At 67.6% G+C, this 19,007-nt stretch carries 16 protein-coding genes and 1 tRNA gene; 8 read left to right on the top strand and 9 right to left on the bottom strand.

The genetic code is table 11. From position 1 onward, the window contains the following. Positions 1–87 precede the first annotated feature (87 nt). Positions 88–306, top strand: coding sequence for a hypothetical protein (locus tag QFZ65_RS04615; protein WP_306908471.1), 219 nt, complete (start codon positions 88–90; stop codon positions 304–306). Positions 307–445: 139 nt separating this feature from the next. Here the strand turns inward: QFZ65_RS04615 and QFZ65_RS04620 are convergent. The 5 genes from QFZ65_RS04620 to QFZ65_RS04640 form a co-directional block, all read right to left on the bottom strand. Next, positions 446–522 (bottom strand) — tRNA-Pro (locus tag QFZ65_RS04620). 123 nt (positions 523–645) lie between these two features. Then, positions 646–2,475: an ABC transporter ATP-binding protein gene (locus QFZ65_RS04625; RefSeq protein ID WP_306908472.1), complete on the bottom strand. Its 1,830-nt coding sequence runs from the start codon at positions 2,473–2,475 to the stop codon at positions 646–648. Then, positions 2,472–4,319, bottom strand: coding sequence for an ABC transporter ATP-binding protein (locus tag QFZ65_RS04630; RefSeq protein ID WP_306908473.1), 1,848 nt, complete (start codon positions 4,317–4,319; stop codon positions 2,472–2,474). Before QFZ65_RS04630 ends, QFZ65_RS04625 begins: the two co-directional genes overlap by 4 nt. 160 nt (positions 4,320–4,479) lie before the next feature. Further along, positions 4,480–5,427, bottom strand: a complete 948-nt coding sequence (locus QFZ65_RS04635) for a metallophosphoesterase (protein ID WP_373427563.1) — start codon at positions 5,425–5,427, stop codon at positions 4,480–4,482. Positions 5,428–5,429: 2 nt separating this feature from the next. Next, positions 5,430–7,772 (bottom strand): transglycosylase domain-containing protein, encoded by a 2,343-nt coding sequence (locus QFZ65_RS04640; RefSeq protein WP_306908475.1) that lies wholly within the window; start codon positions 7,770–7,772, stop codon positions 5,430–5,432. A gap of 37 nt (positions 7,773–7,809) precedes the next feature. Between QFZ65_RS04640 and QFZ65_RS04645 the strand changes: the two genes are divergently transcribed. From QFZ65_RS04645 to QFZ65_RS04655, 3 genes are read left to right on the top strand one after another with little or no spacing between them, the layout of a single operon-like run. Further along, on the top strand, positions 7,810–7,965 hold the full coding sequence (locus QFZ65_RS04645) for a DUF4177 domain-containing protein (protein ID WP_003797879.1): 156 nt from the start codon (positions 7,810–7,812) through the stop codon (positions 7,963–7,965). A gap of 2 nt (positions 7,966–7,967) precedes the next feature. Next, entirely contained in the window at positions 7,968–8,540 is a 573-nt protein-coding gene (locus QFZ65_RS04650) for a RidA family protein (protein WP_306908481.1), read from the top strand. Between the two features lie 17 nt (positions 8,541–8,557). Next, positions 8,558–9,472 carry an NUDIX hydrolase gene (locus tag QFZ65_RS04655; RefSeq protein WP_306908483.1) on the top strand — a complete coding sequence of 305 codons (915 nt, stop codon included), beginning with the start codon at positions 8,558–8,560 and terminating at the stop codon, positions 9,470–9,472. A gap of 388 nt (positions 9,473–9,860) precedes the next feature. Here QFZ65_RS04655 and QFZ65_RS04660 read toward each other — a convergent pair whose 3' ends face one another. Beyond that, positions 9,861–10,538 (bottom strand): Crp/Fnr family transcriptional regulator, encoded by a 678-nt coding sequence (locus QFZ65_RS04660; protein ID WP_011693220.1) that lies wholly within the window; start codon positions 10,536–10,538, stop codon positions 9,861–9,863. A gap of 217 nt (positions 10,539–10,755) precedes the next feature. Between QFZ65_RS04660 and QFZ65_RS04665 the strand changes: the two genes are divergently transcribed. Beyond that, the gene (locus tag QFZ65_RS04665; RefSeq protein WP_306908492.1) at positions 10,756–11,940 is read left to right on the top strand and encodes a MarP family serine protease; all 1,185 of its coding nucleotides are present in this window, start codon (positions 10,756–10,758) and stop codon (positions 11,938–11,940) included. Here the strand turns inward: QFZ65_RS04665 and QFZ65_RS04670 are convergent. From QFZ65_RS04670 to acs, 3 genes are all read right to left on the bottom strand, one after another. After that, complete coding sequence (locus QFZ65_RS04670) at positions 11,930–12,991, bottom strand: DUF2332 domain-containing protein (RefSeq protein WP_306908494.1); 1,062 nt, start codon at positions 12,989–12,991, stop codon at positions 11,930–11,932. The two genes, QFZ65_RS04665 and QFZ65_RS04670, sit on opposite strands and share 11 nt — an antisense overlap. Positions 12,992–12,993: 2 nt before the next feature. Next, the gene (gene aroQ / locus QFZ65_RS04675) at positions 12,994–13,467 is read right to left on the bottom strand and encodes a type II 3-dehydroquinate dehydratase (protein WP_306908495.1); all 474 of its coding nucleotides are present in this window, start codon (positions 13,465–13,467) and stop codon (positions 12,994–12,996) included. Between the two features lie 63 nt (positions 13,468–13,530). After that, the gene (gene acs / locus QFZ65_RS04680) at positions 13,531–15,579 is read right to left on the bottom strand and encodes an acetate--CoA ligase (RefSeq protein WP_306908497.1); all 2,049 of its coding nucleotides are present in this window, start codon (positions 15,577–15,579) and stop codon (positions 13,531–13,533) included. Between the two features lie 367 nt (positions 15,580–15,946). Between acs and QFZ65_RS04685 the strand changes: the two genes are divergently transcribed. The 3 genes from QFZ65_RS04685 to QFZ65_RS04695 all read left to right on the top strand — a co-directional run bounded on the left by QFZ65_RS04685 (position 15,947) and on the right by QFZ65_RS04695 (position 18,889). Further along, positions 15,947–17,317: a hypothetical protein gene (locus tag QFZ65_RS04685; protein ID WP_306908499.1), complete on the top strand. Its 1,371-nt coding sequence runs from the start codon at positions 15,947–15,949 to the stop codon at positions 17,315–17,317. Positions 17,318–17,420: 103 nt separating this feature from the next. Further along, positions 17,421–18,212: an endonuclease III gene (nth, locus tag QFZ65_RS04690; protein WP_306912498.1), complete on the top strand. Its 792-nt coding sequence runs from the start codon at positions 17,421–17,423 to the stop codon at positions 18,210–18,212. Then, positions 18,209–18,889: a CoA pyrophosphatase gene (locus QFZ65_RS04695; RefSeq protein WP_306908500.1), complete on the top strand. Its 681-nt coding sequence runs from the start codon at positions 18,209–18,211 to the stop codon at positions 18,887–18,889. The genes nth and QFZ65_RS04695 overlap by 4 nt, the downstream gene beginning before the upstream one ends. Positions 18,890–19,007 lie beyond the last annotated feature (118 nt).

Below are 19,007 nucleotides of genomic sequence, written 5' to 3' on the forward strand. Positions count from 1 at the left end.
TGACAGGCTCTGTGGAAATCATTTTACAATGTGTGTCAACAAGCTAGTGCCGATTTGTTTAAGACCCGACCCCTAGTGAGGATCTCTATGTTGAAGAAGATAGCAGCCGGTGCCGTTCTGGCCGGCGCCCTGGCTTTCTCCGCGGCGGCTCCGGCTGTTCTGTCCGCCGCCACCATCGCCGACAACGCAGGCATCACGGCAGTCGGCAACTGGCCGGATCCGATGAAGGCGCCGCAGGCGGTCGGCAACTGGCCGGACCCGATGACCAACTCCACCAACGTCGGCAACTGGCCTGATCCCATGTAGCTCTTCAGCCAGGCGTGACAGCCCCGGGACATGCGCAAACCATGTCCCGGGGCTGTTTCTTTTTGCTCCGGGACCCAGGCTGCTACCCGGGCGGCACGCAAAGAAGAGGGCCTTCCGGATGGAAGACCCTCTTCTTGATTGGTCGGGATGACAGGATTTGAACCTGCGACCTCGTCGTCCCGAACGACGCGCGCTACCAAGCTGCGCCACATCCCGATCCGCTGCTGCAAAAGCAACTTCACAAGAGTATCCGATGTGTGCCCCGGATGGGAAATCGGCCGGGAACGCGTCCGGCCACGCGGCGTCCGAACGACGAGGCCCGCGGCCGCGGCCGGCGGTTCACACCAGCGAATCCCGCCATGCCCCGTGGAGCCTGGCGAAGCGCCCGCAGCCGCCGATCAGCTGCTCCGGCGTTCCGTCCTCGACCACGCGCCCGTCGTGCACCACCAGGACCCGGGCGGCGGTCTCCACCGTGGACAGCCGGTGCGCGATGATGAGCGCGGTCCGGCCGTCGTGGCTGCCGTTGCCCTGCAGGAGCCGGGCAAGGCCGTTCTGCACGAGCCGTTCGGACGGGATGTCCAGCGAGGACGTCGCCTCATCGAGGATCAACACGGCCGGGCGCGCCAGGAAGGCCCGGGCGAAGCTGATCAGCTGGCGCTGCCCGGCGGAGACCCGGCCGCCGCGCTTGTTGACGTCGGTGTCGTAGCCCTCCGGGAGTTCCTGGATGAACTCGTGGGCCCCCACGGCCCGGGCGGCATCCTCGATCTCCTGCCGCGAGGCCTCGGGCCGGCCCAGGGCGATGTTGTCCGCCACGGAGCCGCTGAACAGGAACGCCTCCTGGGTGACCATCACGATGTTCCGCCGCAGGTCCGCCGTCGCGAGCTGGCGCAGGTCGACGCCGTCGAGCGAGAGGGACCCGGAGGTGACGTCATAGAACCGGGCAATGAGCTTGGCGAGGGTCGATTTGCCGGCTCCGGTCTGGCCGACCAGGGCCACGGTCTGGCCGGCGGGGATGTGCAGGTCCAGGGTCGGGATGACCACCGGACCGTCACCGTAGCGGAATTCAACCCCGCTGAAGTCGATGGTGCCCTTCGCGTCGCGGAGTGCCACCGGGTTCTCGGGCGGCCGGACGGTGGGGATTTCCTCCAGCAGGCCGGACACCTTCTCCAGCGCGGCCTGGGCGCTCTGGAAGGAGTTGTAGAACATCGCCATCTGGTCGACGGGCTGGAAGAAGCGTTTGGTGGACAGGATCAGGGCCAGCAGCACGCCGACGGCGAGCTCCCCGCCCAGCACCCGGAAGCCGCCGAAGAGCAGCACGACGGCGACGCAGACGTTGCCGATCAGCACCAGGCCGGGCTGGAAGATGCCGTTGAGGTTGATCGACCGGACGGTGACCTTGCGGTAGTCGTCGGCGAGTTCCGAGTAGCGGGCCGAGTTCTCGCGTTCTTTGCGGAAGGCCTTGACGGCGCGGATGCCGGTCATGGTCTCGACGAAGTGCACGATCAGCCGAGCGGACACCACGCGCGATTCGCGGAAGACTATCTGGGAGTGGTTCTGGTACCAGCGGGCCAGGAAGTACATCGGAACGCCTGCTGCCAGCACCAGCAGGCCGCTGCGCCAGTCCAGGGCGAACACCGTTGCGGCCGTGAACACCATGAACAACAGCCCGGACGCGAGGGAACTGACCCCGGAGTCCAGCAGCTCCCGGAGGGCCTCGAGGTCCGAGGTCTGCCGGGCGATGATCCGCCCCGAGGTGTACTTCTCGTGGAACTCCAGGCTCAGCCGCTGCGTCTGCCGGAAAACCCGGACGCGCAGGTCGAGCAGCATCGCCTGGCTGAGCTTCGCCGTCGAGGTCACATACAAAGCCGTGAGGCCCGCGGTCGCGAGGGCGGCCGCAAGGTAGGAGGCACCGGTGAGCGCCAGCGGGAGGCTGTCACCGGCCCGGAGGGCGGGGAGGGCCCGGTCGATGCCGAAGGCGATCAGCGCCGGGCCTGCCGCCCGCGCCGCCTGGGACAGCACGACGGCGGCGATGGTCAGCCAGAAGCGGCGGAGGACCGGCCGGATCAAGGACCGCAGCAAGGCCAGGGAGCGGCGCCGGACGGTCCTGCTCTCGCTCTTGGACAGGTGCGCGTTGTCCTCGTTTGCGGTGCCGAAAGTGGCGCTGCTCATCGGGAGATCTCCTCCGCGTCGAGGTCTGACAGGTCCGGGTCGTGCAGTTCCGAGTCCAGGTCCCGGGGCTCGGGGTCCAGGCTGGCGATGACGTAGCGGTAGTGGCTGTCCCGCGCCAGCAGCTCGGCGTGGGTCCCGACGGCGGCGATCCGGCCGTCCTTGAGAAGCGCCACCCGGTCCGCCAGCGCCACGGTGGACGGGCGGTGGGCGACGATCAACGTGGTGGTGTCCGCAAGGACCTCCCGCAGCCTGTGCTCGACCCGTTCCTCCGTGTTGACGTCCAGAGCGGACAGCGGATCGTCGAGGACCAGCACCTTGGGGCGGGCAGCGATGGCGCGGGCCAGGGCGATGCGCTGGCGTTGGCCGCCGGAGAGGCTGAGTCCTTCCTCGCCGATCAGCGTGTCCACCCCGTCGGGCAGCGAGTAGGCGAAGTGGGCCTGCGCGACGTCGAGCGCTTCTTCCAGCGCCTCGTCGCGGTTCGCTTCCTCGCGGTGCGCCTCCGAGCTGGCGCCCGGGGCGCCGAGGAGGACGTTGTGCCGCACCGAACTGGAGAACAGGGTGGTGTCTTCGAAGGCCACTGCGACGACGGTGCGCAGTTCCTCGACGCTGAACTCGCGCAGGTCCACGCCGTCGATCGTGATCGCGCCGGCAGTCACTTCGTAGAGCCGGGGGACCAGCTGGAGCAGCGCGCTTTTGCCGCTGCCTGTGATGCCGACCAGCGCCATGGTCTCACCCGGTGCGATGTCCAGGGTGATGTCCTTGAGGATCGGCTTGTCCGGGGCGTCCTGGAAGGCGAAGGCAACGTTGCGGAAGCTCACCGCGCCTTTGAGCACGTCGGGACGGCGCGGGTCCTCGGGGCTGGTGATGGTGTTCATTGCGTCCATGACCTCGTAATGGCGGTCGATGGCAGTCTTGGCGGTAAGTGCCATGGCCAGCAGCATGCCGCAGAACTCGACCGGTGCGGCAATCACGGCGGCGGTGGCGAAGAACGCCACGAGGGATCCGATGCTGAGATCTCCGTTGGAAGCCAGCAGCACGCCGACGACGAGTCCGGAGCCGAGGGCGAGCTCGGGCAGCAGGGTGACCACCAGGCTGAAGACGGCCAGGTGTTTTGCTTTGGCGATCTCGGTCTGGCGGAGCTCTTCGGCCTGTTCGTTGAAGTTCTCCAGCGCCTCCCGGCTGCGGCCGAATGCTTTGAGGACCCGGATGCCGTGCACGGACTCTTCAACCGTCGTGGCAAGGTCCCCGGCTTGGTCCTGGCTGCGGCGTGCCACCTTGCTGTACCGGGTGCGGAAGCGGAAGCCGTAGATCATGATCGGCACCGCGGCGGCGAGGAAAATCAGGGCCAGCTGCCAGCTCATCGAGAACATCACGACGACGCCGATCACCACGGTCAGGGTGGTGACCACGAGCATGATGGCGCCGAAGGCCATCCAGCGGCGCAGGAAGTTCAGGTCTGTCATGGCGCGGGAGAGCAGTTGGCCCGATCCCCAGCGGTCATGGAAGGACACCGTGAGGTCCTGCAGGTGGCCGTACAGGGACACCCGCATCCGGGTCTCCACCGTTGTGGCCGGGTTGATGACAAACTGCCGCCGGAGCGCCACCAGGCCGGCCTCCGCCACACCCAGGCCAAGGATCACGAGGGAGGCGCTCCAGACCGCATCGGCGCGCCCGCCGGGACGGAGGGATTCATTGACCAGGACGCGGAGGACCTGCGGGATGGTGAGGGCCACGACGCTGGCGAGCAGCGCGCTGAGCAGGCCCAGGACGAGTCGCGGCAGGATCGGCCTGACGTGCGGGTAAAGGCGGCTGATGGAAGAGAAAAAGGGAGTCTGCGTGGCCATGCCTGCTTCTTCAAACGTACCTGCGGAGTATCTAACGCAACTGGATGTAGTTTCCTGTAGCAACTACCCTAGGCCATCGGGTGACGGGGTCACAGGAAATCACAGGGCGTCCGGACTCTGCCGCCGGTACCGGGGCAGGGATGTCCGCCGCGGGAAGGGATCAGGAGCGGGACGTGAGGTTCAGCAGCACGGCCTCGGGCCTGCAGGCGATACGGACGGGGGCGAAGCGCGAGGTGCCGATGCCGCCGGAAACGTTTACCGGCGTCGTGCGTCCGTTGCTGTGCCACTCGTTCAACCCCCTGGCCCGCCAGGTGGGCAGGTCGCAGTTGGACACCAGGGCGCCGTAGCCCGGGAGGCAGATCTGGCCGCCGTGGGTGTGTCCGGCGAACAGCAGGTCCGCACCGTCCTCGGTGAAGTGGTCCAGGACGCGCTGGTACGGGGCATGGGCGACGGCAATGCGCAGGTGTGCGGACGCGTCCTGGCCCCTGGTGCCGCGCGGCCAGCCGGCGTAGCGCTCTCGGCCCAGGTGCGGATCGTCCACTCCGGAGAAATCCACACGCAGGCCCTTGACCACCAGCGACTGGGTCCTGTTGGTGAGGTCCACCCAGCCGCCCATTCCGAAGCCGGAGCGGAGCCGTGGCCAGTCCAGTTCGACGGCGTTCTGGCGCTCGCCCGACGGCCCCCGCAGGTAGGATGCGGGGTTCTTGAGCGTCGGTGCAAAGTAGTCGTTGGACCCGGGCACGAAGACGCCCGGGAACCGCATCAGGGGCTGCAGCGCCTCCAGCAGCGGATCCACCGCCTTGGCATGGCTGAGGTTGTCGCCGGTGTTTACGACCAGGTCAGGCGCCAGGTCCGCCAGCGAGGCGAGCCACCCGGCCTTCCGGCGCTGGCCGGGCACGAAGTGGATGTCACTGAGATGCAGCACCCGGATCGGTCCGTGGCCCGCCGGGAGAATGGCCAGCGATTCCTCGCGCAGGACGAACTGGTTCTTTTCCCACATCCCGTAGCCTGCGGCTGCGGCACCGGCGGCGGCGCCGAATGCAGCGGTTGCGGCCAGGCCGCGCCCGACGCTCCGGACGCGGCCTGCCAAAGTCATTCCCCCGTCCATGGCTACTTCTTCTTGTCGCTGGAGTTGTCGCTGGCGCTCGGGGACGGCTCCGGGTTCTCGGTGGGCACAGTGGGAGCGGGAACCGATTCCTTCGTCGCGGGCGGCATGGTGGGACGTTGGATGGGCGCCGGGGCCTGCCCGCCGACCAGGTTCGACGGCGGGGCCGGGAACGGGTTTGTCCCGTACGCCGGGGCCACGGCCGACATGAAGTTCGAGAACTGCGGACCTGCGATCATGTAGCCGTCGATCCCCCTGTAGAACTTGCCGTTCACGGTGACGTTCTGGCCCGCCCGCCCCTGGTCACCCAGTGCGTCGCCGAACCAGGAAGCGGTCGCGAGGCCGCTGGTGTGGCCCACCACCCAGGTGGAACCGTTGTTGTTCGAGGTACCGGTCTTGGCCGCGATCGGGAAGGAGGTGCGGGTGGAGATCCGCGGCTGGATCAACGCGCCGGAGCCGCGGTTAAGGACTTCCTGGAGCGCGTAGTTCACGCCGCGGGCAACCTCGGGCGTGAGCGCGTCGCGGCAGCTCGTGGTCTGGGCGGGGAGTTGCGCGCCTGTCTGGTCCGTCACCTCGGTGATGGCGATCGGCTCGCAGTACTTGCCGTCATTGGCGAAGGTGGCGAAGGCGGTCGCCATGGTCAGCGGCGAGGTCTGCGTCGAGCCCAGCAGGTTGGCCGTGGTGAACATGTTGACCTTCGGATTGGGGTCGGTGAGCTTGCCCGAGCTATCGCGCATGGGCCTTCCGTCTTTGTCCCGTGCGGGCAGGCCGGAGTGGAGACCCACCGAGTCGACGGTCTTCTGGATGCCGCAGAAGTCCAGCTGGGAGGCGGACGCGAAGGTGATGGTGTTGATCGAGTTGTAGAGGCCCTCCAGCACCGTCATGTACCGGTAGTGGTTCTCGTCAGCGTTCTGCAGGTCCTCTGCCGCGCCGAGACCCTTTTCGGCGGTGTTGTAAGCGCCGGTGGTCACGCCGCAGGAGTTCCGCCACCTGAAGTTCAGCGGATACCGGCGGACGGCCCCGTTGAGGATGGTGTTCATCGACTTACCCTCGTTCAGCCATTCGGCGAACGTGAAGGGCTTCATGGTGGAGCCCGGCTGGGCACCGCCGAGGCCGTTCAGGTCGTTCCCCTGGGCGTCGTACTGGTCGACGCTGAAGTTCAGCTGGGAATCGAATTTGCCGTCGGCGGGGAACCACACGGTGTTCTGGGCCATGTTGGTGATCTTGCCGGTGCCCGGCTGGACGGAAACAAGGGCCGCACCCCACTTGTCCGGGTTGGCGCCGGCGGATCCGTCAACCTGGGCCTGCGCCGCGGCCTGGGCCTTCGGATCGAGGGTGGTCTTGATGGTCAGGCCGCCGCGGAAGACCTTCTTGGTCCGCTCGTCGGCGTCGGCGCCGTACGCGGGGTTGTTCAGGAGCAGGTGGAGCACATAGTCGCAGAAATACGGGGCCGTCGTCGAGTACGCGCAACCCTGCCGCGCCGGGGTGACCTTGGTTTCGACCGGGGTGGCGACGGCGGCGTCGTAGTCGGCCTGCTTGATCTTTCCGGTGCTGAGCATCGCGTTGAGCACGAGGTCCCGCCGGTTCTTGGCGTTTTCCGGATTGGTGATGGGATCGTAGAACGACGGGCTGTTCACGACGCCGGCCAGCAGTGCGGCCTGCGGCAGCGTGAGGTCCTTGGCCGTGGTGCTGAAGAAGAACTTTGAGGCGGCTTCAATGCCGTACGCGTCACGGTTGAAGAACACGATGTTCAGGTAGCCCTCAAGGATCTGCTCCTTGGAGTACTTCTTTTCCAGCGCGATGGCCAGCTTCATCTCGCGGAGCTTGTCCCCGACACCCTTGTTGACGCCGTTCAGGAGAACCTGGTCGCCCTTGCCCTCGGCCTCGAGGGAGGAGTTGATGACGTTGTTGACGTACTGCTGCGTGATCGTCGACGCGCCCTGCTTGTTGCCGCGGGCGGTGCTGACGAGCGCGCGCATGATGCCGGTGGTGTCCACGCCGCCGTGCTCGTAGAAGCGGTTGTCCTCGATGGCGATCACCGCATCCTTGATGAACGGCGACATCTGGTCCAGGGACACCTTCGTGCGGTTCTCGGCATAAAGGTTGGCGATGACGCTGCCGTCCGCGGCCAGCACGGTGGTGGACTGGCTCGGCGGATCCACCTGCAGTTCGGCCGGGAGGGTATCAAAGAACTTGATCGACCCGCTCGCCGCGCTGCCGGAAACGGCAGCGGCCGGGACCAGCAGCCCCGCCACCAGGACGCCACAAATGGCGCTCACGCCCAGGAAAAGAAAGATCTTTCCGAGGGTGGTGGCCGTGTTGAATATAGGGTTTTTGCCAGTCGCCATGTTTTCCACTTTACCGGCAAGTACTAGGCTTACGCTCATGACCAAATGGGAGTACGCCACGATTCCGCTCATTATCCATGCCACAAAGCAGATCCTGGACCAGTGGGGGGACGACGGCTGGGAGCTTGTCCAGGTTGTTCCCGGCCCGGACGGAAACGGCCTCGTGGCCTACCTGAAGCGGGAGAAGCAGTAGCCATGAGCACCCCAGCAGCGGCCGCGCCGGACGCCTCAGCCTTCCCCGCCCAGCAGCAGAACCCTGCCGCCAATGCCTCCGCCGCAACGTCCGCCGTCGAACAGCGCCTGGCCGAGCTCGGGCTGAAATTGCCCGAGGTCGCCGCCCCGGTGGCCGCCTACGTCCCGGCGGTCGTCTCCGGCAACCATGTCTACACCTCCGGGCAGTTGCCGTTCATTGACGGCAAGCTCCAGGCCACGGGCAAAGTCTCCGCCGGCACGGAAGGAACCTCGGACGAGCCGACCGTTTCCCCCGATGCAGCGCGGGACTTCGCCGCCGTGTGCGCCGTGAACGCCCTGGCCGCAGTGAAGAGCGTCATTGGCGACCTGGACCGCATCACGCGGATCGTCAAGGTGGTCGGTTTCGTCTCCTCCGACCCCTCCTTCACGGGACAGCCGGGCGTCATCAACGGTGCCTCGGAACTGCTGGGCCAGGTTTTCGGCGACGCCGGGCAGCACGCGCGGTCCGCCGTCGGCGTCGCTGTTCTGCCGCTCGACTCTCCCGTTGAGGTCGAACTCATAGCCGAATTCGCCTAGAGGCCCGGTCGCTTCCCTTGCCTAAGCTAGCCCGCCGACTGTTCGTTCTTCCCGCCGATCTGGAGGGGGCGGCTCGCAGCTGGCTTGAGCACGGCGAACGAACGCCCCGTGCGGCCCGGTACGCGTCCTCGGTGGTCCTCCTGCGGGATTCCCCGATGGGGCTGGAGACCTGGCTGGGTTACCGACCGGGGTCCTCGCCGCTGGGTGTCGTCGCCTTTCCGGGCGGGTCCCTTGAGGCCTCCGACGACGACGCCATCGGCTGGCTGGGCCCCTCGCCCAAGCACTGGGCCGAGCAGCTGGGAACGGACGACGTCGGGCTGGTGCGCCGCCACGTGGTGGGCGCCATCCGTGAGCTCTTCGAGGAGACCGGCGTCCTGTTGGCCGGACCGGACCTGTCGAGCACCGTGGAGGGGACGTCCACCCCGGAGTGGATGCGTGCACGCGAAGCCGTGGCCGGGCAGGAGAAATCCTTCACCGAGGTGTTGGCTAAGCGCGGTCTGTCGGTGCGGACTGACCTGCTGAAGCCGCTGGTCAACTGGCTCAGCCCGGACTTTGCACACCGTCGTTTCAATACCCGCTACTTCGCGGCCACGGTCCCGATGAACCAGCAGCCCTCGCTGCTGGCGAGCAAGGGTGTCTGGGGGCGGTGGCTAAGCGTCCGAAAGCTCATTAACGAGCGCGACACCACGGCCCTGGGCGACGAGGTGGGCCAGGCCAACACCGTCGGGCTGCCCCTGAGCCAGCTCCTCGTTCCGGGCTCCGAGATCATGCTGGAGAAAATGGCCGCCGCCAACGGCTGCATCGCGTACCTGAGCTACAAGCGCAAAGCCCACGTCTACCAGCCCAAGCTCGTTGAGGAAGAGGACGGCACCCTCATGCTCGAGGTGGAAGCCGCGACCACCGTCGCGGGGGAGCCCCAGCGGGAACGCTGACCCGGCACGTATGAGCCACGGCCCGGGCACCGGCGCAGAGACGCCCGGACATGCTCCGTCCTGGGCCTGGCCAATGGACATGCCCTCCTCTGCTCCTGCCCGCAGGGGACATGCTCCGCCCTGGGCCTGGCCAATGGACATAGCGGCATTATCTCCACTCCTCGACGCCAGGACTGGGCATGTCCCGCGCAGCCCGGTGCCAGGACTGGGCATGTCCCGCGCAGCCCGGTGTCAGGACCGGGCGTGTCCCGCGTAGCCGGTGTCAGGACTGAGCATGTTCCGTCACGGGCCCAGCCATTGGACTTGCCCCGCTGAAGGGTCCGCAAGTTTAAACACCGAAGGCCGGTCCCGTTCGCCGGGCCGGCCTTCGTGATGCTGCTTGCTGCTGCTAGCGGGAGCGCTGCCGGAGGCGCTGCATGTCGAGGATGACGACGGCGCGGGCCTCCAGGCGCAGCCAGCCGCGCTGGACAAACTCGGCGAGGGCTTTGTTCACGGTCTCGCGGGACGCGCCGACCAGCTGGGCCAGTTCTTCCTGCGTGAGCTCGTGGGCCACCAGGACGCCGTCGGTCGCGGGACGCCCGAAACGGTCGGCCAGGTCCAGCAGCGCTTTGGCCACTCGGCCGGGCACGTCGGAGAAGACGAGGTCGGAGAGGGAGTCGTTGGTGCGGCGGAGGCGGCGTGCCAGGGCCTGCAGCAGCTGTGCGGACACCTCAGGACGGGTGCGCAGGAGCGCGTTGAGGCTTTCATTCTTCAGCCCCGCGAGGCGGGTTTCGGACACGGCCGTCGCGGTTGCCGTCCGCGGGCTCGGATCAAACAAGGCCATCTCGCCGAACAGCTCGCCGGGGCCAAGGATGGCCAGGAGCGATTCGCGGCCGTCCGGAGAGGTCCGGCCAAGCTTCACCTTGCCGGAGACGATGAAGTACAACTGGTCACCCTGATCGCCTTCCCGGAATACCGAGGCTCCGCGTGAGAGGTCCACCTCGGTGAGTTCGTCCGTCAGCAGACGGAACGCCTCGTCGTCGAGCGTGGCGAAAAGTGGTGCGCGGCGCAATACCTCGATGTCCATGAAATCTCCTGACTTACTGTGTCGGCTGGGGCGCTTCAGCCATTCTTCCAGAATTTTGGCGCTCCTGTGACGTAGTTGGCACCGAAACGCGCGAAATGGAACCGCCGTTGCCAACCCCGGGGGTATTCGGCACCCGCGCCCCGGCTGCCCTCCGGCGCGCGGTAAACCGTCGGCCCCGCCGGTAGAATTACTTTCTACCCGCCCCAAAGGAGGCCCAGTGTTCGGCATGACCATCCTGGACCTGGCATTGCTCCTGACGCTGCTGTCCTACCTGATCTATGGCCTGCGCAACGGCTTCCTGGTGACCCTTGGCGGCATTGCCGGCTTCGCCGCGGGCGCGGTGGCCGCATTCCTTTCCGTCCCGGTAGTCAGTGACCTTGTGGACGACGCCGGCTGGCGGCTGGCTGCCGTCGTCGCCACCGCTGTGGTGCTGATGGTCCTGGGCCACGCCCTCGGTACCATGATCGGGCGCAGGATCCGCAACGTCGTGAAGATCCGCCCGCTCCGGGCCGTGGACCGGGTGGTCGGCGGCGGAGTGAACGTGGTCGTGTCGGCCCTCATGATGTCGTTGCTGGCCTTCAGCATTGGTGCCCTGGGCGTTCCGTTTGTGTCCCAGCAGATCGCCGAGTCCAAGGTGATCCGGTTCATCGACGGCGTGACGCCGGTCCCCATCAAGGCGTCGATGGCGCAGCTCCGGTCTGCCGTCATCGGCGAGGGGATCCCTACGCTTTTCGAGGGCTTCGCCGAGGGCCAGCCCGTGTCCGTCCCGGATGCCAGCACCGACACCCCTGCACTGAACGCCGCCGCGGACTCCGTCCTGAAGATCGTGGGAACCGCTTATCAATGCGGACAGAACCAGACCGGCACCGGCTTCGTGGTGTCCCCGTCCCGGGTGGTGACCAACGCTCACGTCGTCGCCGGCGTGGCGGAGCCCGTCATCGAGGTCCCCGGCGGTGGCGCCCTCCCCGGACGCGTCGTGTACTTCGACAGCCAGCACGACCTCGCGGTCCTGGCGGTGGACGGGCTGCGCTCCTCCCCGCTGCCGCTCGGTTCCGATCTTCCGCCCGGCAGCCCGGCGGCGTTTGCCGGCTATCCCCACGGCGGTCCGTTCCAGTCCAAACCCGCGACGGTGCAGGACATCACCACCGTGCTCGTCCCGGACATCTACGGCAACAACGCGGCGCCGGAGGACGTTTACCGCCTGGCCGGAGACGTGCAGCCTGGCAACTCCGGAGGGCCCCTGCTGACCACGGACGGACAGGTCGCCGGCGTCGTGTTTGCCAAGTCGACGACCGGGTCCTCGCTCGGCTTCGCGATCACGATGGCGGATCTGGGTCCGGTGGCCGCCCGGGCGCCGGGACTCGACAACCCCGTCTCCGCGGGGCAGTGCATCAGGAAGTAGGCAGCTGGAGCCATTCCAGGCTTTGGCCGTGCGGTCCGGTGATGGCGACGGGATCGCCGTTGTGCAGCAAGAGGAACCGGCCCTGGAGCCGGGCGTCATCCATTTCCGGAACAACGCTGGAACCGTCCGCCTGGATGACCACCGTGTGCCCCTCGTTGGACAGCCAGTGGCAGCGGCGGTGTGCGGCAAGGCCCGCCATCGTCCCGCGGAACCGTTCCCGGGCGCCGGCGTCCAGATAGGCCATGACGGCGCTGTGGAACACCACCAGCGCGGCGTCCGGGGGCGCCTGCGCCACGAGGGCGAGCAGTTCTTCGTTGAGGTCCCCGGCGACGAGCACTGGCGGCTCCGCCCGGGCAATGGCGATGGCTTGCCGCAACCGCTCGCGGCGGAACTCCTGCTCGGGCCAGATGAGGGCCTGCAGCCAGGCGACGTCGTCCGGATCGCGGATATCGAGCGGATGAAGGTCGATTCCGGCGCGCCACACCACCCGGGGCAGCTCGGCGGGAAGGGGCACCGGGCCGGTGGTGGTGCAGCCCAGGACCGGAAACGTGCCGGGTTCCGCCCCGGCGGGAGACAGCGTCGTCGCGGCGCCGGGGCTTTCACCGAAATCGCCGGCGGAGGCGCGGAACTCGTAACCGTAGCGGTCCGGAAAGAGGGCCAGTCCGGCTGAGGCGCCGACTTCGATCAGCGCAAGCGGCCGTCCCTCGGCGGCGGCGATCCCCGCCAGCGAAGGCAGAAGTGTGGCGCAACGGCCGGCCTCGTTCGTTTGCGTGGAGCGGGACAGCACGACCCGGGAAACATCGTCCCAGTGCTCATCCAGGAACTGCCGGAACTCCCGGTAGGGGCTGATCTGGGCACCAAGATAGCGGGCCGCAGCCAGCACGAGCAGTGGCTGGCGCTTGCTGTAGGGCCACCGGTCGATGCGCCGGATCAGCTCGGTATCATCGGCGATGCCCACGGCCCACCGGGCATAGCACTCCGAGTTGCCCGGAGCATCGAAGGTGCCGAAATGCCGGTACCAGTCCGCGGTTGCCGGCTGCTCGGGCGACATGCTCAGTCCTGGCTGGTCTGTAACCCGGCGAGGTAGTCGACGGCGAAGCGGTAGCCAAGGACTCCGGCCCCGGCAATCACCGCCCGGCTGACGTCCGAGAGGTACGAGCGGTGCCGGAATTCCTCCCGGGCATGGACGTTGGTGATATGGACCTCGACCGTCGGCAGATGCACCGCGGAAATCGCGTCCCGGATCGCGACCGAGGTGTGCGTGTACGCGCCGGCGTTGATGACGATACCCATCGCCTTGCCGCGGGCTGCATGGATGGCGTCGATCAGGGCGCCTTCATGGTTGGACTGGAAACACTCGACCTCCAGTCCGTGGGCCACCGCGGCGTCCTTCGCGAGTTGTTCGACGTCGGCCAGGGTGGCCGTGCCGTACTTCTCCGGTTCGCGGGTGCCGAGCAAATTCAGGTTCGGTCCGTTGAGGACCAGGATGGTGCCGCGGCCGGCGCCGGCAGGGGTGGCTTCGCTCATGCCTGCCAATGTATCGCAGGGAGCCCGGGATTTCCTCTGCTGCCGCCGGCCGCGTCCCAACCGCTACTTCCTCAGCGACTGCGCAATCTGGGACATCACAGTGTTGTCGGCAAGGGTGGTGGCATCGCCGACTTCGCGTCCTTCCGCGACGTCCTTCAGCAGGCGGCGCATGATCTTGCCGGAGCGGGTCTTCGGCAGTTCCGGCACCACCATGATGGTCTTGGGCTTGGCGATCGGACCGATTTCCTTACCCACGTGGTCGCGCAGTTCCTTGACCATCGCGTCACCGGAGTCCACGGCGTCCCCGCGCAGGATCACGAACGCGACGACGGCCTGGCCGGTGGTCTCGTCCGTTGCCCCGACGACGGCGGCCTCCGCGACCGCGGGGTGGCTGACCAGGGCGGACTCGATCTCGGCGGTGGAGAGGCGGTGTCCGGAAATGTTCATCACGTCGTCCACCCGCCCGAGCAGCCAGACGTCCCCGTCCTCGTCCTTCTTCGCACCGTCACCGGCGAAGTACATGGTCTCGAAGCGGGACCAGTAGGTTTCCTTGAAGCGCTCCGGGTCGCCCCAGATGCCGCGGAGCATGGCCGGCCACGGTTCGCGGATCACCAGGAAGCCGCCATGGCCGTTGGGTACGGATTCGCCAAGCTCATCCACCACATCCACAGCAATGCCGGGGAGCGGAACCTGTGCGGAGCCGGGCTTCGCGGCAGTGACGCCAGGAAGCGGGGCGATCATCTGGGCGCCGGTCTCGGTCTGCCACCAGGTGTCCACGACCGGGGCCGGGACCTCTTTCCGTTCGCCGTTCTTTCCGGCGTTGCCGCCAATGACCTCGCGGTACCACATCCAGGCTTCGGGATTGATGGGTTCGCCCACGGAACCGAGGACACGGATCGAGGAGAGGTCGTACTTCGCCGGGATCTCCTTGCCCCACTTCATGAAGGTGCGGATCGCGGTCGGGGCGGTGTAAAGGATGGAGACCTTGTACTTTTCCACGATCTCCCACCAGCGGCCCTGGTGCGGGGAATCCGGGGTGCCCTCGTACATGACCTGGGTGGCTCCGTTGATGAGCGGCGCGTAGGCAACGTAGGAATGCCCGGTGACCCAGCCGACGTCGGCGGTGCACCAGTAGACGTCCGTCTCCGGGTGCAGGTCGAAGACTGCCTTGTGCGTGTAGGCGGTCTGGGTAAGGAAGCCGCCGGTGGTGTGCAGGATGCCCTTGGGCTTGCCGGTCGTGCCAGAGGTGTAGAGGATGAAAAGAGGGTGCTCGGAGTCGTGCCCCACTGCGGCATGCTCCGGGGAAGCCAGCCCCACCGTGTCCTCCCACCAGTGGTCGCGGCCCTCCGTCCAGTCCACCTTCTCGCCGTTGCGCTTGACGACGACGACGTTCTCGACCGTATGGCCGCTGTGCCCCAGGGCTTCGTCGACCGCCGGCTTCAGGGCGCTGGGCTTGCCCCGGCGGTAGGTGCCGTCCGCAGTGACCACGAGCTTGGCCTCGGCGTCGTCAATCCGGGAGCGCAGGGCCTCGGCGGAGAACCCGCCGAACACGACCGAATGGATGGCGCCGATCCGTGCACACGCCAGCAGCGTGATCACGGCTTCAGGAATCATGGGCAGGTAGACGGCCACGCGGTCACCCTTGGCCACGCCGAGGGATTCGAAGGCGTTCGCCGCCTTCTTCACCTCTTCGGTCAGCTGGGCATAGGTGTAGGTCCGGGTGTCACCCGGTTCACCCTCGAAGTAAATCGCCACCCTGTCCCCGTGCCCGTTCTCCACATGGCGGTCCAGTGCGTTGTACGCGGCGTTGATTTCACCGCCGACGAACCATTTCGCGAACGGAGGGTTGGTCCAGTCGAGTGTTTCGGTGAAGTCTTTGTCCCAGCTGAGGAGGTCGCGGGCCTGCTTGGCCCAGAAGGCGGGGCGGTCTGCGTCAGCCTCCGCGTAGTCGGCAGCGGTGACCACGGCGTTGCGGGCGAACTCCTCCGAGGGCGCAAATTTGCGGTTCTCGTGCGACAGGTTTTCAAACGCGTCACCCTGCTGGGGCGTGCTGGCCGAAGCCGTGCTGCCGGAGGCCTGGGTGGTCGTGGCGTCGGGGGTCTGCTGAGACATGGTGAACCTCATCATTCATCGATCCGTGCTGCGCGGGGCGTCCGGTTCTCCTCCGCGCCGGGCCGCCAGGGGCGACGTCGGACGGCGGGTCGATCACGGGCGTTCCGCTAGAACTGTTCCGCAACAAACACTAATACCTAGTGCGCCATATGGTGTGCCCAGTCACACCGGGAGCCGTAAACGGTGTTTGTTGAGCGCCGAATGGCACCGCTCCGCACGGCTTGTCAGCTAGTGATCACCCGGCCACTTGGCTAGGCTGGGAAGGAGTTGCGACATCCGATGGGGGCGCCAGGGCCGCCCGCGGACCCAGGTCCGTCTGCCGTTCCGCGGCGCCGTCCAGGGTTGCGCCATGCTAAGGAGAACAAGAATGAACGAGCAAGATAACGGGCAGCTCCACGCGCCTTCCGACGGCGGTTCAGGACCCGCCCGTCCTGCCGGCTTCGGGGACGCTCCCCGTTTCACGGCGGACAAGGCAAAGGGAAAGCCGGGCATGAGGAACGAGGCAGTCCTTGGTCCGTTCACCGTCCGGGATCTGACCGTTTTCGGCTCCACGCTGATTCTGTTCATCGCCTCGCTGATTCCGATGTTTGCCATCCGCTACAACCTGTGGAACCTGGGGAGTCTGTTCTTTCTGGGCCTTGGCATCCTGCTGCCGTTGATTGTCTGCGCCCTGTTCGTCGCACGCCGCCTCAGCCCCGGAACGAAGATGCGGATCGGCTCGTTGTCCGTGGACCAGTTCGCCTCCGTGGTGGCGTCCTTCGCCGTCGCGTTCTTCTTCCTCGCCGTGGCGGTTGCTTATGTGCCCAGCATGCTCCTGGCCCTCGTAGGTGCACTGGGACTCTTTGCAGGAACCGTCCTCGCCCGCTTTGTCCCGTACCTCGCCGGGGACTTCCTGGACCGCGCGGAAACCCCTGCGCATGTGGCCGCCCGCGACGCGGCGGCGCCGGTCCGCAAGCCCCGCACTCCTAAGGCTCCGGCCGAGGCGAAGGAAGCGAAGGACCAGGGACGCGGTAAGGAGACCGTTTCGGGCTGGGCTAAGCGGATACGCCCGGGCGGTCCGGCGGCAACGCCTGCCCCGGCCGAGCGCGACGCCGAGCCGCGCGACGCCGAACCGCGCGTCCCAGCTTCGGACGACGCCGTTCGCGGCACCGCCGCTGGCGGTTCCGGGGGAGCCACCGCTGTAGCGGCCGGCTCTCCGGAGCCCGCGGCTTCGCAGACCCCGCCGGCGCAGGCCGAGGCGGCACCCCACGCCGTTCCCTCCTCGGGGCACGGCGCCACGGCAACGGGCGCCCCGGCCACGCAGCTTTCCGGCGTGGTTCCGGCCGCCACGGCCTCCTCGACGACGGCCCCGGCCGCAGCTGCCACGACGCCGGCCGCCGCAGAGCGCGCCACAGCGGCTGCCGAAGAGACCCGCGCGGCGGAGGTGCCGCCAGCTGCAAGCACCAGCGCGCCGACTACCGTCAACCCCCAGGTGCGCGCCCAGGAGCCGATCGGTGCAACCGTCGATCCGGCGCAGCGCACAGCATCGAACCAGCCCCGGACGGTACAGGAGGCCTTCTGGTTCGCCGTCGCCCAGCCCCGCACGGCTGTCGACGAAGTCACCGGTGTTCCTGCGTTCGTCATCGAACCCGGCGCCTGGGTCCTGGCCTTGGAAGACCGGGGCAGCGAATTCGTGGTGCAGCACACCGACGGCCGGGTCGGCGTGCTCCGGGACCTCAGCAATATCGAACGCGGTTAGCAGGACGCCGGTGGCCACCGCGGAAGAATCAGCGCCAGGCAGTCCCGGGCAGGTTAGCCCTCGACAGGCCGGCTCCCGGCAGTCCAGCCCCCGGCCCGCCGGGCTGAAGGCTGCCGGCGAGTCCCTGCTGGGACTCAAGCGGCGCGCCCGCCGGATCAACCGGGCGCTGGCGGAGCAGTATCCGTACGCGCACGCTGAACTGGATTTCCGCAATCCCTTCGAACTTGTGGTGGCGACCGTACTCTCGGCGCAGACCACGGACGTGCTGGTTAACCAGATCACCCAACTGCTGTTCGCCCGTTACCCGGACGCGCGGAGCCTGGCCGAGGCGGATCAGGCTGAGCTGGAGGCCATCATCAAGCCCACAGGGTTCTTCCGGGCGAAGGCCCGGAGCCTGCTGGCGCTGAGCAACCGGCTGGTGGATGAGTACGACGGCGAGGTGCCCGGACGCCTGGAAGACCTGGTGACGCTGCCCGGCGTCGGGCGGAAAACCGCCAACGTCGTCCTCGGTAACGCGTTCGGCGTCCCCGGCATCACTGTTGACACCCACTTCGGCCGGCTGGCGAGGCGGTTCGGCTGGACGGACTCAGATGATCCCGTCAAGATCGAGTTCGACGTCGCTGAACTGTTCGAACCGAAGGATTGGACCATGCTGTCGCACCGGGTCGTGTTCCATGGCCGACGGGTCTGCCATTCCCGGAAACCGGCCTGCGGGGCCTGCCCGGTGGCCAACTGGTGTCCCAGCTACGGGATGGGGGAGACGGATCCGGAGAAGGCGAAGAAGCTGCTGAAGTACGAGCTGGCGCCGGGCCAGGAGGAGCTGCTCGCGAAGCTTCTCGCCGAGACCCACCGGGCCGCGGAAATCCGGATGGACTCGCAGAGGAAGCCTCGGTGACGGCCCGCAAGGACCTCATCGATCTGGCGGCAGCGGTCGCGGCGGGAACGGCCCCCGCGCCGGATCCGCGCTGGCGTGAACTGACAGTGGAGCCGGGAGAGCGGGTCCGCCGCGCCGCCGTACTGATGCTGTTCGGGTCCCTCGACGACGTCCCCGCGGCCTCCGGCAGGTTATTCGCCCCTGCAGACCTGGACGTCCTGCTGCTGCAGCGCGCCCAGACTCTGGACGACCATCCGGGGCAGGTCGCCTTCCCCGGCGGCGGCATCGAGCCCGGCGAATCGGCCGTTGATGCAGCGCTGCGGGAAGCCCAGGAGGAAACCGGGCTTGACCCGGCCGGGGTCGAGGTGATCGGAGTCATGCCCGAGCTGGCGTTGCCCCGCGGCAACTTCCTGGTGACGCCCGTCCTGGCCTGGTGGGCCTCGCAATCACCCGTGCGGGTAGTGGACTACGGCGAGTCCTCACAGGTCTTCCGGGTTCCGGTCCGCGACCTGCTGGACCCGGTCAACCGGGTGATGGCAACCGTGAGCCGGGCGGGCCAGACTTTCCAAAGCCCGGCGTTCACCGTCAACGGAGTAGTGGTGTGGGGCTTCACCGGAATGATCCTGAACCAGCTGTTCGAGCAACTCGGCTGGGCCGTTCCCTGGGACCGGACGCGGCTCTACGGCATCGACGTCTAAGGCCCCAAGTTCGCTGGGCCGCACTTCCGCTGGAACCGCTACGTGCGGCGGTCCGCTACCCCCGGGGCCGCACGTCCGCGGGCCCGCTGCGTGCGGCCGCCGGGTGCGGTTGCCCGGC

The sequence above is a fragment of the Arthrobacter sp. B3I9 genome, from assembly GCF_030816935.1.
Taxonomy (GTDB): Bacteria; Actinomycetota; Actinomycetes; order Actinomycetales; family Micrococcaceae; genus Arthrobacter.

What these genes read in the sequence shown, in the direction of transcription:
- QFZ65_RS04660 (WP_011693220.1), bottom strand. Translation starts at nt 10,538, where the DNA reads ATGGACATCGAGGTATTGCGCCGCGCACCACTTTTCGCCACGCTCGAC.
- QFZ65_RS04625 (WP_306908472.1), bottom strand. Translation starts at nt 2,475, where the DNA reads ATGAGCAGCGCCACTTTCGGCACCGCAAACGAGGACAACGCGCACCTG.
- QFZ65_RS04630 (WP_306908473.1), bottom strand. Translation starts at nt 4,319, where the DNA reads ATGGCCACGCAGACTCCCTTTTTCTCTTCCATCAGCCGCCTTTACCCG.
- QFZ65_RS04685 (WP_306908499.1), top strand. Translation starts at nt 15,947, where the DNA reads ATGAACGAGCAAGATAACGGGCAGCTCCACGCGCCTTCCGACGGCGGT.
- aroQ (WP_306908495.1), bottom strand. Translation starts at nt 13,467, where the DNA reads ATGAGCGAAGCCACCCCTGCCGGCGCCGGCCGCGGCACCATCCTGGTC.
- QFZ65_RS04650 (WP_306908481.1), top strand. Translation starts at nt 7,968, where the DNA reads ATGAGCACCCCAGCAGCGGCCGCGCCGGACGCCTCAGCCTTCCCCGCC.
- QFZ65_RS04645 (WP_003797879.1), top strand. Translation starts at nt 7,810, where the DNA reads ATGACCAAATGGGAGTACGCCACGATTCCGCTCATTATCCATGCCACA.
- QFZ65_RS04640 (WP_306908475.1), bottom strand. Translation starts at nt 7,772, where the DNA reads ATGGCGACTGGCAAAAACCCTATATTCAACACGGCCACCACCCTCGGA.
- acs (WP_306908497.1), bottom strand. Translation starts at nt 15,579, where the DNA reads ATGTCTCAGCAGACCCCCGACGCCACGACCACCCAGGCCTCCGGCAGC.
- QFZ65_RS04615 (WP_306908471.1), top strand. Translation starts at nt 88, where the DNA reads ATGTTGAAGAAGATAGCAGCCGGTGCCGTTCTGGCCGGCGCCCTGGCT.
- QFZ65_RS04635 (WP_373427563.1), bottom strand. Translation starts at nt 5,427, where the DNA reads ATGGACGGGGGAATGACTTTGGCAGGCCGCGTCCGGAGCGTCGGGCGC.
- QFZ65_RS04670 (WP_306908494.1), bottom strand. Translation starts at nt 12,991, where the DNA reads ATGTCGCCCGAGCAGCCGGCAACCGCGGACTGGTACCGGCATTTCGGC.